The organism is Alcanivorax sp. NBRC 101098, assembly GCF_001010505.1.
GTDB classification, from domain to species: Bacteria; Pseudomonadota; Gammaproteobacteria; order Pseudomonadales; family Alcanivoracaceae; genus Alcanivorax; species Alcanivorax borkumensis.
The window spans coordinates 733,262-746,983 of sequence record NZ_AP014613.1; the positions used below are offsets into that span (position 1 = coordinate 733,262).

General features: G+C 56.8%; 10 protein-coding genes and 1 pseudogene. 2 read left to right on the top strand and 9 right to left on the bottom strand.

All coding sequences use genetic code 11. The features are described from left to right. Positions 1 to 5: 5 nt before the first annotated feature. Positions 6 to 254: pseudogene (locus AS19_RS14205) on the top strand (IS3 family transposase); the annotation flags it as partial. After that, positions 238 to 1,203, top strand: coding sequence for an AraC family transcriptional regulator (locus AS19_RS03435; RefSeq protein ID WP_046961697.1), 966 nt, complete (start codon positions 238 to 240; stop codon positions 1,201 to 1,203). The pseudogene AS19_RS14205 and the gene AS19_RS03435, both read left to right, overlap by 17 nt. Positions 1,204 to 1,311: 108 nt before the next feature. On the opposite strand, the gene AS19_RS03440 is transcribed toward AS19_RS03435, so the two are convergent. From AS19_RS03440 to AS19_RS03480, 9 genes are read right to left on the bottom strand one after another with little or no spacing between them, the layout of a single operon-like run. Next, on the bottom strand, positions 1,312 to 3,738 hold the full coding sequence (locus AS19_RS03440) for an RND family transporter (protein WP_035460932.1): 2,427 nt from the start codon (positions 3,736 to 3,738) through the stop codon (positions 1,312 to 1,314). A gap of 24 nt (positions 3,739 to 3,762) precedes the next feature. Next, positions 3,763 to 4,779, bottom strand: a complete 1,017-nt coding sequence (locus AS19_RS03445; protein WP_046961698.1) for a hypothetical protein — start codon at positions 4,777 to 4,779, stop codon at positions 3,763 to 3,765. A gap of 3 nt (positions 4,780 to 4,782) precedes the next feature. Beyond that, entirely contained in the window at positions 4,783 to 5,628 is an 846-nt protein-coding gene (locus tag AS19_RS03450) for an alpha/beta fold hydrolase (protein ID WP_046961699.1), read from the bottom strand. Positions 5,629 to 5,669: 41 nt separating this feature from the next. Then, positions 5,670 to 7,004 carry a M20 family metallopeptidase gene (locus tag AS19_RS03455; protein ID WP_011587954.1) on the bottom strand — a complete coding sequence of 445 codons (1,335 nt, stop codon included), beginning with the start codon at positions 7,002 to 7,004 and terminating at the stop codon, positions 5,670 to 5,672. 3 nt (positions 7,005 to 7,007) lie between these two features. Further along, complete coding sequence (locus tag AS19_RS03460) at positions 7,008 to 8,042, bottom strand: ring-hydroxylating dioxygenase ferredoxin reductase family protein (RefSeq protein WP_011587955.1); 1,035 nt, start codon at positions 8,040 to 8,042, stop codon at positions 7,008 to 7,010. Between the two features lie 3 nt (positions 8,043 to 8,045). After that, positions 8,046 to 9,284, bottom strand: coding sequence for a Rieske 2Fe-2S domain-containing protein (locus AS19_RS03465; protein WP_011587956.1), 1,239 nt, complete (start codon positions 9,282 to 9,284; stop codon positions 8,046 to 8,048). Positions 9,285 to 9,334: 50 nt separating this feature from the next. Then, positions 9,335 to 10,570, bottom strand: coding sequence for a Rieske 2Fe-2S domain-containing protein (locus AS19_RS03470; RefSeq protein ID WP_011587957.1), 1,236 nt, complete (start codon positions 10,568 to 10,570; stop codon positions 9,335 to 9,337). A 50-nt stretch (positions 10,571 to 10,620) separates the two neighbouring features. Continuing rightward, positions 10,621 to 11,907: a DUF1329 domain-containing protein gene (locus AS19_RS03475; protein ID WP_011587958.1), complete on the bottom strand. Its 1,287-nt coding sequence runs from the start codon at positions 11,905 to 11,907 to the stop codon at positions 10,621 to 10,623. Positions 11,908 to 11,963: 56 nt separating this feature from the next. Continuing rightward, complete coding sequence (locus tag AS19_RS03480) at positions 11,964 to 13,466, bottom strand: DUF1302 family protein (protein WP_231483489.1); 1,503 nt, start codon at positions 13,464 to 13,466, stop codon at positions 11,964 to 11,966. Between the last annotated feature and the right edge of the window lie 256 nt (positions 13,467 to 13,722).

Below are 13,722 nucleotides of genomic sequence, written 5' to 3' on the forward strand. Positions count from 1 at the left end.
CCGTCAATGTGATCGACGACTACAACCTCGAGGGATTGGGTATTGAGGCCGACTTGTCGCTACCGTCGGTTTGGTTAATATGGCCCCTTGCCCCGGCCATTGAATGGCGCGGTAAGCCCGCTGCCCTTTGCTGTGATAACGGCCCGGAGTACATACCACGGGCCTTGGTAGAGTGGGCAACGGAAAAGCGGATAACGCTGATTTAGTCCAGCCTGGGAAGCCAACACAACGCTTACATTGAACGATTCAATCGCTGAAGACTTGGGCGTGCCTACCGCCGCTTGGTTGGAGCATCTTGGGATCAATCCCGACAAATTCGTAAAACCCCAGATTACGATGCCTTGGCTTACTTTCCGGCAATTGGTGTTGGATGCAGGCCGTTTTAGCAATGACAAGACCTTAGGGCTGATGGTTGGAGAGCGGTTGCTCATCAATACTCACGGTATTGTTGGCTATGCTGCACTGAGTAGCGGATCTGTGCGGCAACTTGTTGATTTATTGCAGCACTATCTGGTTCTTCGAACCGACCTGCTCACCGTGGGAACTTCTGAACGAGACGGGGAGTTTAGGCTTGATTTTTTTGAGAACCGCCCCCTGGAAGATGTTCGGCGCTCGATAATAGAGGCCACTGTTTTGGCGATTCGCAACGTTCTGGATTTCACCACCATGGGCACGAGTGAAATCCGCGAAGTTACCTTTCCTTTTGACGGTGATGAAAGGCTGGCCGAAAGTGTGTTTCGCTGCCCCGTTGCTTATAACCGGGATCTGGCTGGTTTTACCCTTCCGTTAGCGGCCATCGACACTCCTCTTAAAATGGCCAATAAGATCAGTTTTCAGGAAGCCCTGAAAGTGTGCCAACAGGAGCTTGATCAGCTATCTACCGAGCAGACTTGGTCGGCCCGGGTGCGTCGGCTAATGTTGCAGAGCCGTCATGGTTTCCCTTCCCTCGAGATGACTGCTCGGCGTTTTCATATCACCCCAAGAACCCTACACCGTCGGCTGGTTGATGAAGGAACCTCTTATCGGGCAGTGCTAGAGGGGGTTCGTCATCAACTTGCCATTCAGTATCTGGAAAGTGGCCAGATGTCCATTCAGGAGATTTCGTTTGCCCTGGGTTACTCCGACATCGCCAATTTCCGTAAAGCATTCAAACGCTGGGAAATGCTTGCCCCCTCTGAATATCTGAATGCTCACCGACAGTAAAGTGCCCTCCTTTGTTTGCCCTTTTTATAGTGTCGTTGGTGTCCTGATTCATTAGACCGCTACTGCTTAGTTGAAACCGAGTGGCTCTGATGAATAAAGACACCGGCTCTAACTCGTCTTTGGGTTACACATCACCGTTTTATTGCTCCCAAACGTGGCGCTTCCCGCTGTGTCTGTGGGGGACGTGCTCTTGGCCTCGATGGGGGGCTGCATGACGATAAATCTCGGTTTGAACATCAGGATCAACGCCGGGATTAACACCAAGGCGGTGAGCGCAGACACGGCCATCCACAGCGCGATTAACAACCCCATTTCCGCTTGGAATCGCAAGGAAGAAAAAGCAAACCAGAACAGCATGCTGGTGATCATGGTCGCCGCGGTAATCAGCACTCCGCGGCCCGCGGTAGCGAGGGCGAATCGGACACTGTCGCGCAGATCACCAGACACCAGATACCGTTCGCGCACACGGTCGACGATGTAAAATCCGTAGTCTACGCCGAGCCCGATGCCGAGTGCTGCCACTGGCAGCGTGTTGATATTGAGGCCAATGCCGTAATGAGCCATGAATGCGAAGGTGCTGAGGTTGGATATCAACACAAGGGGTAGAAAAAACAAGCCCGCTTGAGGTGAGCGGTAGGCGAGGGCACAGAATAGGAAGAGCACCAACAGGGCGAGGGCGATGCTTTGTACTTGAGTCGACAGGATGACCTGATTCACCGCAGCAATGACCCCCACCACGCCTCCGGCAAGCTGATATTGCGCGCCCTCCAGAGGGTGATCGGTGATGTAGTCTTCCAGCCTAGCGATAGTGTTGCGAATGGTGTCGCCGCGTTTGTCTGTCAGCAGAAGATGGATGGCACCGTTACTGTAATCGGTGTCGGCGTAGCGCTCGATGTCACCGGGGTCGGAGCTGGCGAGATAGGTGTAGATCAACTCACTGTTGATCTCTGGCACTTTGCCAATGTCTGCGAACCTTGGATTGCCTTCATGCAGGCTGACGTTCACCTGGCGCACGATATCAGCGATTGAGACATTTGCGGCGACTTCCGGAAAGAGGCCTATCTCCCGCTGAAAATCCGACATGTGTTGCAACACTGCCGGTTGCTTGAGCGTGTCGGGCTCATCGCCTGCCACCGCGACGAACAGGTGGTCTGCGCCGAGGAAGCGCTGGGTAATCGCTGCTGCATCCTGGTTGTATTCCGAGTCCTGCCAAAATACTGTCGAGCCTGGGCTTGCATCCCCGATTTGAATGCCCTGAGCATAGTAAGCGGTGGCCAGCATTAGTAACACGCAAGCACCTAACACGACTGCGGGGCCACGGCGGTGGTTGACCATATCGGCGATTCGGCTCAAGCCACGCTCCATGAGCGCGTTGGTATCCCGGTTATAGACGCGTACTCGTGCCCGCTCCACCGGAGCGTTGACCCAGGACAGCAGTAAGGGAACCAGCGTTAGAACACAAAACAACATGACGCCGATCCAGATGGTGCCGATGAGCGCCACCTTCTGCAAGAAGGGGATGGGGGTGGCGGCAACCACCAGAATTGCCCCCGCATCGGTAGCAAGACCCAGCATACCGGGGCGAAACAGTTTGGAAAGTACGGCGACTGCAGCGGACTCTGGTTCCAGATTGCCTGCCAGTCGTTCCTGTTCGAAGGCAGAGGTGAATTGCACCGCGTGAGAGAGTGCTCGGGCAGAGACTACAAAGCTGATCACGATGGCTAATGGGTTCAAACTGAAACCCAGGAGCGACACAATGCCAAGCGCCCAAATGCCGGACACGAGGGCTGCGGTAAGGGGCAATAACATGCCCCGGTAGGTGCGCATTGCCAGCAACAGCAGCACCGCCACCGCGCCTACAATCGCCAACGAAATACGCATGGTTTCGGGCAGTTTCTGCAGCACCAGGCTATTGATCACGGGCTCTCCCACCACGCGCACCTGCAGCGTTGGGGAGCGGTAGGGCTCGGTGAGTTGCTGCACGTCGTTGGCCAGCGATTCGGTATCGATTAAGTGATCGAAGAAGTCGACGGTGATCAGCGCCGCCGTTAAATCCCGCGAGACATAACGTCCATGCACCAGTGGGTTGCCAATAACCTGGCTACGTAACTCGGCGATCTCCCGCGGCGTGGAGGGCAGGTCAGGCCACATCAGGGGCTGTGACTCGATGCCATAGGTGGAGGCGCGAATGGATTTCAGCTTCTTTGAGGCCAGGGAGGTGATTTGCAGGGGGTTCACCCCTGGTATCTTGCGCAGCCCGTCGGTAATCCCTTTTATGGCCGCGAGCACATCGGGTTCGAACAGGTCTCCTTCGTTGACCTCGAGCATAATGCTGACCAGGTTTTCACTGCCGAAGCCTGCTTTGAATCGATTGTTGGTGTCGATGTAAGAGTGACCGCTTGGCTGCAGGTCCGAGAACTCGGTGCCAATTTCCAGGCGTGTAGCGCTCCACAGGAAACCGATGGTCATCAACACGGTCAATGCCATTAGGATGCGGCGGTGACGAATGCTCCATTGCGCGAATGCGTTTATCATAGTCGGTTTTCCCAAGTAGTTTGGCTATCGCCGTGATATCAGAGAGGAGGTGTCTGGGATCGCGCTAACGATGGCGTCTCCAACCACCAGTAGCTTGTCGCCCGCCGCTTGTATGTCAGTGAACCAGGCTGCGCTCGATCCGGTTTCAAGCCGTTGGGTTTGCGCTAGGCCTGTGGTGGGCTCGGGTAAGTCAATTTGTATGAGCGCGCCGTGCTCGCCGGTGATCCACCAGCGGTTGTCCGCTGTGGCAACGGCGAACCAGTGGAGAGAAGCCGTCGCATCCTGCATCCCAGGCAGTTCAAAAGGTTGCCAGCGACCGTTGAATAGACGTAGCACCGTTCCCTGTAAACCAACCGCCAGGCCTTGGCATGCGTTGTCCAAGCCAATCGAGGTAAGGGTGATATCTGTGGCGCTCGGCATCGTCACCCAGGTGGTTCCAGCGTCGATGGAGGAGAGAATCTGACCGAACTCACCGACGACCATGAGCTGCCTGCCGTGATCACAGCTGCTTACCCCATGCCAGGTGATATCTTCCATCTCCACCATGGCTTCCCAGTGCTTGCCAACGTCAGCACTACGCAAAATGGCACCACCGGCGCCCACGGCCCAGGCCGTGCCGCTAGCATCCAGGTGGACTTGCAGTAGCTTGTTGTTCCACTGAGACTTTGGAACCTCCCTTACGGATGACCAGTTTAGGCCGCCATCCTCGCTGCGGATGATGTGGTTGTCATTGCCAACGGCAATGATTTGCTTGGCATCCCATGCCGCCACCGCCTGCAAGTCGGGGTGCCCATAGCCGCGTTGCACTGTCCAGTTGTCACCTCCGTCGATGGAGTGCAGCACCTTGCCGCCGTCGCCCACCACCCAGGTGTTGCCCTGGACAGCGGTGATGCCGTAGTAGCGATCGGTTGGCACTTGCGCGGGCTGGCTGATGGGCGGAGGAGCCACTTTGGGTTGATAAAAGGCAGCAACGGCGAGTAACCCGCCAGTCAGCCCCAAGGACACGCATAACTCGATTAGGCGTTGGGTTCGGGAGGTCATGGTCTATTCACTCAGGTAGCTGAGCACAACGCGATTGAAGCGCTCGGGTAGTTCGGTTTGCCAGTGGTGGGCGCCCTGTCCTTCGATAAACAACTGAGCGTTTGCAAACTGGTTGAGAAACATCAGGGGCACGTCCGGGCCGCCAAACCAGTCGTGCAGACCCCACAAGCAAAGGGTGGGTACAACATTGCGGTGCAAGTCACCGAGCAGCGATTCGGGCTGTCCCATGAAACCTGGAGTACGTGCGACTTCAAGCAGTTCCGGGTCTGTGCTGTTGGCAAAGCGATCGTTCACCGTCCAGTCAGTGAGCTTGCTGTCATCGTGCATTTCGTAATCGGCCAGTAAGCGTCGCATTTTTTCCGGGGTCGGGCCTTCGCCCCCGTAGTAGTCCAGGATAATGTTGGCGGCGTGTTTGCTCATCAGTTTCAATGGATCAATAACCCCGCCAAACATCGGCTGGGCGCCCATCAATACCAGTTTATTGACGCGCTCAGGGTGGTCGATCGCCAGTTTGATGGCCGCACAGCCGCCGAAGGACTGACAGACCAGGTGCGCTCGCGGGATGCCGACCAGGTCCATGAATTCAGCGAGCATGCTGGCGTGGAAGCTGTACATCGGCGCCTCAACCACTAACTTGCTGGATTGGCCGTAGCCGGGCATGTTGTAGAAGAAACACTGGTACTGTTCCAGGAACGCCGGTGCGTTGTAGTAGAAGTTGCCGAAGCTGGTGGCTCCGGGGCCACCACCGTGGAGGAAAATCAGCGGCTCGCCAGTACCCGCGCTTTGGTAGTGCAGCTGGTAGCCGGCTTCGGTAGTAACAAATTGGTCCTCAAGTTCAAGTGGTTCCATGCGTGACTCCTGCTGAAGAGTTGGAGTGTGGATACGAGTAACTATTGGTACTGCTGGGTGATTTCGATGGGGCGGCTACAGGTGTCGATGGCGCTACGGATCAGCACCTGAATCAAGCGGTAGCAATCGTCCAGGTGTACCCGATTCATCGGCAAGCTATCTTCCGGGTCCGGCTCCTGATGGCGGAAGGGCACGCCCAGGCGAGCTGCCGGAACGCCCCATTGGCGGATGACCGACAGATCGGTGTAACCACTCATATTCAGGAAGGGTTCGTGCGGGGTTTGCTCCACGTCTTCCCAGGCTCGGATCATCGATTGAATGATCCAGTTATCCGGCGAAGTGGTGGCCCCGGGAATCGCAAGGGTTGCCTCAAGCTCTGTGACCACGTCGGGGTGTTGCTGAGATAGCTCGGTCAACATGGCTTGTAATTCGCGTTTTACTTGTACCGGATCGGTGCGGGGGCTGGGTCTGATATCCACGTGCAATACCACATCGGCGGTGGTGATGATGGGCTTGTGTGGCCATCCACCCTCAATGGCGGAAATGCCTCCCTGGGGGGCGACCAGCCCTGACGTGTGCCGGGCAGTGTAGGTGGGAAACCAGGCTTCAAGGGCTTCGATGACCTTGGCCACCTGTGGGAAGGGGTTTTGATCCTGCGGCATCATATGGCGCACGCCAACGTAGCCCATGGCGCCTTTGACACGGATGGTGAAGTTGCAAATACCGACCTCTTCCCAGGCGACCGCGTACACCGGTTTGCACATGACGCAGTAGTCAGGCCGATAGCCACGCTGCAACATAAACATAACCCCGGCGCCGTGGCCGATATTGCGGCGACTGAATCCCGGTCTGGACAGCGCGGTCATGCCGCCCGCGCCCAACCCGACGGTGAGTTCGCCGGGTAATTCCAAGCCCGCCTTGGCGATGCAGGTGGCGGCGGTGGTCACACAGGCGGCGTAGGCTTTGGGGTTTTCTGCACCGAGCCCGCTGATCTCATCGCCTTCAAGGCGGGCTTGTGGGCGCAGCATGCTGGGCAAGGGCTGTCCTGCCCAGCGCTCCTCTTCGTCGGAGCCACCGAGGTGGGTATCAAAGGAGGCATACAGTAGAAGTTCCGGCCCTTGTTTGCTGCGAGAGGGCAGTTTCCCAATGGCATTCGCCTGTTGGTCGTCCAAGTATTGGGTTTGCCCCTGGAGGCCGTTGGCCGTCATATGGTCGGCCATGTAGCGGGCCAGCTCGGCTTCTTCCCCGGTGGGGCTTGGGATGTTAACCATGTCCATGAGGAGCTGTTTGAATTGCTCGCGATCGAATTGGGATTCGGCGGCGTGCACCATGTCTTGATACCCCTCGACGGGGGCTGGTGGCTGTTGTTGGCTCATGGGTTATATGCCCTCCTGGGCTGGAATGAAGGATTCGAAATGAATGTGGGCAGGGGGAATGCCGCGTGCTTCGAGCGAGCTGACGGCGGCGTCTACCATCGGCGGCGGGCCACATAGAAAGACCTCGGTGTCGGGTCCCAATGCCGCATCGGGCACCCCCTCGGTGGCGTACCCCAGCGCGCCTTGCCAATCGGTGTGGGGCTCTACTAGCGTGACCCGCAGATTCAGATTGGGTAGCCATTCAAGTCGCGCGGCTAGTTCGTCGAGATAAAACAGCTCGCTTAGCCGGTTCACCCCGAAATGCAAGTGGATGGGGTGCGCCCGCCAGCGCATTTCCGCAAGAGTGTCGAGGATCGACAGCACCGGCGCGAGGCCAGTGCCTCCGGCGATCAGCACCACGGGGCCTTGCGGCGGCTGCTGCATTTTGAATGCACCATGGGGGCCGTCGATCTCCAACTCCGCATCAATGGCGCATTCTTTCTCCAGGTAGGTCGACATCGCGCCGTCGTCGAGCAGCCGAATCAGAAAGCGCATGGATGGCAGCTGCTCCACGGTCGAGCTCATGGAATAGGGCCGCCAAATGTCGGTGTTGGGCACCCGCAACAGGTAGTACATCCCCGGAAGAAACTGAGCATCGCGTTCGGCTTCGTCGACCTCCAGGGTCAGCTCAACCACCGAGTCATTGAGCCGATGAATGTCTTCGACCCAAGCGCGGAAGCGCTGGGGTCGATACCGCTGTAGCTCATTGAACCCGTAGTCCATGCGGATATGCGCATCATTTTCTGGCTGCGCCAGGCAGGTGAGTACCTTGCGCTGCTCGATCTCGCGGGGAAGCAGTGCAATGCTGGTGTCGCTGCGCATGCGCACCACACCGTTCTCTACGGTGCCGACGCAGGAACCACAACTGCCGGTTTTGCACTGGTGAAACAGTTGCAGTCCGGCGTCAAGCGCAGCCTGCAGCACCGTCTGGTCTGGCGCTACTTCGATGCGCCGGGTGGTGTCGTCGGCGAACTGGATCAGCACTTGGGGGTTCGTCATCTTTTATCTCCGTCGCTTGGTCCCAAGCTCCATGGGGGGTGTTTGAATACCTCGTGCATGACGGGCCACTAGCTTTCTCCAGGCCACAATTACGGCATCCATCGCGCAGAGCTTTTCTTCAGCGAAGCCGACATCGTTTTCATAAAACGGCTGCATTGAATCCCGCGCCCACAGATCGTCGTCGTTGAAATCGTGAAAGACGGCGTCACGCAGGTAGTTTTCGTATTGGTCGGTAAATTCATCGCGCTCGGTTTTGGTCGGTGCGGTTTTGACCAATAGCTCCCAGTACTCGTAACTTTTGTCATCAATGGGAACGTACATTTCGTGGGCGGTGATCCCCGGAAATGGAAAGTTTTCCACTTTGAGCACGCCGGGCAGCCACATGGAGGTGCGTAGTCCGAGTGCTGGGGTCCCGCCGGAAGCCCGCACGTTGAGCATGGTGTTCTCGAAAATGGGTTCGTAGTGGGAGTGGCCGTCGGCATCGGGCGGGTACATGTTCATCATGCCCTTGGGGCCATCGGGGTCTTCGAATGCTTTGACGGCACCGTCTGAGGTGGGTTTGAATCCCAGCGGTATCGCCATGTCGTGGGCATAGACGAGCGGTGATTTCCAGTGGATGAGTACATGCCCGGGATCGAAACCGTTCTCGACCGCTAGGCGCCAGTTGGATTCGCCTTTGCGGCGAATACCGAGAACGATGGCGTCATCATCGGTGAGGTTAGGGCTGTAGTGGGCGTAGTCCTTGGACTCTTGTGGTGGCAGGTCGGATTCCAGCGGTGGAATGGGCGCATAGTCTGCATCGCCGACAAACACCCAGATGATCGAGTATTTCTCTACGATCGGGTAGGTTTTGATCGATGCGTTGCCGATCAGAGGGTCATCGGGTGCGGCGAGAATGGTCTTGAGCTCGCCATCGTTCAAGCCGTAGGTGTAGCCGTGGTACCAGCAGGTAACCATCCCTTCTTTAAAGCAGTAGGGTTTTTTCGACAGCGGCACACCACGGTGGCAGCAGCGGTCTTCGAGTGCGTAGAGCTGGTTATTCTCTCGTCGTAGCAGAATGGGTTCGCCGCAGATTTTGGTGGAACCGAAAGCGCCTTCTTCCAGCTCGTGGCTAAACAGTGCCGGATACCAGTGGTTCTTCAATCCCCACTTGGCATCGACATAGGGCTGGTAGCTCTTGGCAGCGGTTGCGCCTTGGGCTGGAGGGGTGACTTGGGATTGGGTTGGGTCGGGTGTGCTCATAGCATGTACTCCTGGGGTATGAACGTGATGGTTGTCACTGTGATGTTGTGTTATAGGGTGCGTGATTTACGTGGTCGAGAGAGCTCCTTGGGCGGGCTTTGGATGCCACGCGCGTAGCCTGCCACCAGCTTTCTCCAGCCAATGATGACGGCGTCGAGTGAGCACAATTGCTCAGCGGACCAGCCGGCATCCTGCGCGTAGAACGGTTGCATGGCGTCACGGGCAACCAGGTCCTGGTCGTTAAAATCATTAAACATGGCTTTTTTGAGGTAGTTTTCGTACTGGTCGACGAAGGCTGTCTCGTCTTCGGGGGTTGGCGTTTCGCAGGCGATGAGCTCCCAGTACTGGTAGGTCTGGTCATCAATGGGCACATACATCTCGTACATGGACATGCCTGGGTAGGGCGCGTTCTCTACCAGCAAGACGCCGGGAAGCCACATGGAGGTACGCAGCCCTGCGGGAACGTTTTGCCCCCCAAATGCTGAGACGTCGAGCATTTCGTTGTGCATCACCGGCTCGTAGTGGGCGACGCCATCGGCGCCAGGCACATACTCATTAAGGATGCCGCGCGGTGCGTTGTTCTCAACAAAGGTGGTGGTCGCGTGTTCGGTTACTGGTCGAAAACCAAGTGGCAGAGCCCAGTCCTGGGCGTACACCCAGGGAGAATCCTGATGTACCAGGACATGCCCCGGATCAAAACCATTCTCGGAGGCCAGGCGCCAGTTAGCGGCACCTTGGCGACGGATGCCACGTACGGTGGTATTGGGGTTAAGCAGGTGGGCGCAGTAGTGATCTTCTCCGGCTGCGCGTAGCTGCGGGGGCAAGTCGTGGGAAAGTGGTGGGGGCTCGCCAAAGTCGGCGTCTCCGACGAACACGAAGATCATGCCTGCCGCCTCAGTGACCGGATAAGTTTTGATGCTGGCATTGCCAATCAACGGGTCATCAGGGCTGCCGATGATGGTTTTCAGCTCGCCGTCACCGAGCCCGTAGGTGTAGCCGTGGTACCAGCAGGTGACCGTGCCTTCCTTGAAGCAGTAAGGTTTTTTTGACAGCGGCACGCCGCGGTGGCAACAGCGGTCCTCCAGCGCGTGTACCTGGCCCGCCTCGCGGCGCAGCAAAATGGGTTCACCACAGAGAGTGGTTGCATCGAACTCACCCTCTTTAAGCTCTTCGCTGAATAGCGCCGGAAACCAATGGTTTTTGAGCCCCCAGCGGGCCTTGATATAGGGCGCGTAACTGCTATGGCCTGTTGCGGCCGGCCTGTTGTTGGATATGGATGCGTTCATGTCATGACTCCCTTGGGTGTGTGACCGATTGACCCAGTGCGGTGGCTTGCTCAGTAAAGGCCCTGCTTGCCGGTGGCCAGTCGTTGCATGATCCGTGGAGAGAGCATTTCCTCTTTGAACTGAGGGTCGTTCTGCACCATGATGCCGGTGCCGTCGATGAACGTGGCGCGTTGGGCTTTCAGGTCGATGGCTTGTACGTAGTTGGCGGAGGGAATGGTGTAGCCATCCGGTGTTGTCGACTGGGTGATCCACAGCCGCCACATGCGCCACAGTTCGTCGTTCTTGTCGTAGAACTCACCGGCGTAGGGCTGCGGGTAGTCAGTGCCGACATAGAGAATTTTTCGGCCGTAGGGGTGCTCTGAAGGCGGGGTGCCTTCCAGTACGAAGACTTCGGTGGGACGCCAGACCACATGTTCGGGGTTTGGGTTGATCCAGGGCGCAGACTGCTCGATCAAGTCTTCGTAGTGCTTGGTCATCATGGGCTCGAGGTAGGAAACCGCGAGGATGGTGCGTTTGCCCAGTATGCGGAAATCGGAATACCACAAGGGGTAACTGTCTATCCCATTGTTGTCGTCATTGAGCATGTCCATCTGCGGTTGGTTATCCATCCAGACGGCGGCGCCTGCGGTGCGTTTGATGCGTCGGATGGACTTGACGTAAACGTAGGCTTCGTCTGCCTTCCCCTGCGCAGACTGCACGGTGTACACACCGAGACCAGCCAGATCATAGGGTGCGCTCAGTGCCACCACGGACTTTTGCTTGATGGTGCCATCGCCACGGTGTCCGGGCTGCTCATCGGTGTAGCGCCCAACCATGCGGAACTTGTAGTTGTCACCCACAAACTGGCGAACTATCCCTTTATCGAAGCCAGCGATGGTGATGGGGCCGCCCACTGCACTGTTGTCGGCATTGGTGGGAATCGCATAAAACAAATTCCATGCGAGCTTCCAGCCAGCGTGTGGGTCTGCCAGATCCAGTTTTGGAAACGGAATGCCCGCAACGTAACCTGTTGGGGTCTTGGTTTGGGTATCGAAGCCCACTTTTGGCGCGTAGGTTTTTGTGGCAGCAATATAGCGGGAGTCGGGCTGCATCGGCCTTGCCGGCGCGAGCTTTATGCGCAATCCGTGTTCGCGAATACGCATAATGAGGTGTTCGGTTAGCAGCTCCTTGAGTGGGGTGCCCTGATAATGATCGTCCAGGTGCTCGTCAAGGTTCTGCGCCGACAGCACAAACCCGGTTGGAACCTCCTCTGCCAGTGCTGGCAGAGCGGTTATCCCCAGTGAGAGGATCAGAGCGGCCTGAGCATTGCGCAGTGCGCGAAGAAATTGATAAATCATTGTGTGCTCCTGTCTACCGTTGTCATACCGCTGGGCAGCGGGGGTTGGGTTTAGATTCAGAACTGGTAGGTGATACGTGCCATGGCTTGGTCGCTGTTGTGAAACGCGCCGATCAAGCTTTGACCCTGTGGATCCGTGGGGTCGCTTTTGTAGCGCCCACCGTTGAAGAAATCGGCTTCGAACATCAGCCGCCAGTGATCTCCGAACGACAGGCTTACACCGGGTACGAGGATGGTGCCGTCGTATGCTAGGTCGTAGATCGCTGCGAAGGAGAGGTTCACCGAATCATGCCGAAATGGCATCATTATCAGAGCGGTCAGGATGCTGGAGTGCTCCTTTTTGGGAGAGCCGAAATCCACCACTTGTTCGCTGTCTTTGTGATCGATAATCCAGGTGTCGAACAGCTGCAGGCTGATCGACGTGGGCGCGCTGGTGCCGAGCCAACTCTGGGTGCGTAGGGGTTTGTCCAGGCCGATCATTGAGCGCAGAGTGTCTTTTTCAATGATGCCATTGCCTCCGGCAGACGGGGTGTTGGCGAAACCAAAGTTGTAAGGTTTGTCTGGTGTATAGGCCAGTTCCGCACGGAACGTGGCATTGATGTTTTCCAGGTAGCCATTGAGGGTGGCACCGAAGATGTCTATCTCTGGGTAGATAAACTCGGCAAATCCATTCTCCGGGGCGTCGCCATAAGCCTGAAACGCCGGGTTGAAGCCACCACTGAGGTCCGCGAAGTTCACCACAGGGTCCTGGCTCAAGGTGTGGTAATAGTTGAGGGTATAGCTGACACCTAAGGCTGTGCCCGACCAGCGAATGCCGTACGAGGGATCATCTGCATCCGCCTTGGAGTGATCGTAGTTCACCGGAATCAGCCCCGCGGTATTGAATCCGCGGCTGCCATTGAGGCTCCAACGCCCACCGAAGGTATCCAGGCTGTTGCCCATGGCGTCGTCATCATCGATCCCAGGCCGCAGCACAAGTTGTAAAGAATTGTCCGAATTGACCGAAAAGTATTGCAGGTTGGCCAACCATAGTGGCTTGCGCCACTCCTCGTTCTCCGGTTCCAGAAAAGCGCGCCAGGTCTGGTCGTAGCCGTGAATTACATCCATTGCCTGGAAGAAATCGGTTTCCCCCCACACCACCTGCTGTTTGCCGATGCGGGCTGAAAACTGCGAGCCCATTGGGATGTCCAAGTAGGCCTCGCGCAGTTCTTCGTCGCTGTAGTCGTTTTCAAAGTCTGAGCGAGGTAGAGGGGGGGTATTCATTGATCCAGTTACTGCAGTGAGGTCTTCCAAGCGATCGAGGTAGTTGGTCATGTATTCGCGGGTCAAGCGGCCTATTGCGACCCCATAGGCCCAGCCCAAATCGGCATCGACTTGCAGCAGTAAGGTGGTTCTAGCCATAGCCAGGTCGTACTTATCGTCTTCTTGAGTTTCCGGCACGTCGTTGAGATTAGTGGCGAGGTGCTGTCGCAGATAACCGGAGGTACGAATGTCTGCGGCGTGGACAATCGAGGGGGCAATGAGGGCGCTAGTGGTCACGGCACAAAGGAGGGGCACCATTGCGAACCTTAGAGGGTGACCTGTAGCGACTATGGGCGTTTTTTGCATTTTGTGAACTCCATACTATGAACTAGGCCACCGCGGGCATTATAAGGATCAACCAAACGTTTGTTTGGGAATGCGATAGGCGTGCCAATTGTTGTTGTTTCTAAAAAATAGACTTATAAAACAATCGGGTAGCAACACAGTTAGCGTTTGCCGAGAAATCGTGGGAACGTCATTGGTGCACCAAAATCAAACAAACGTTTGACGGGGG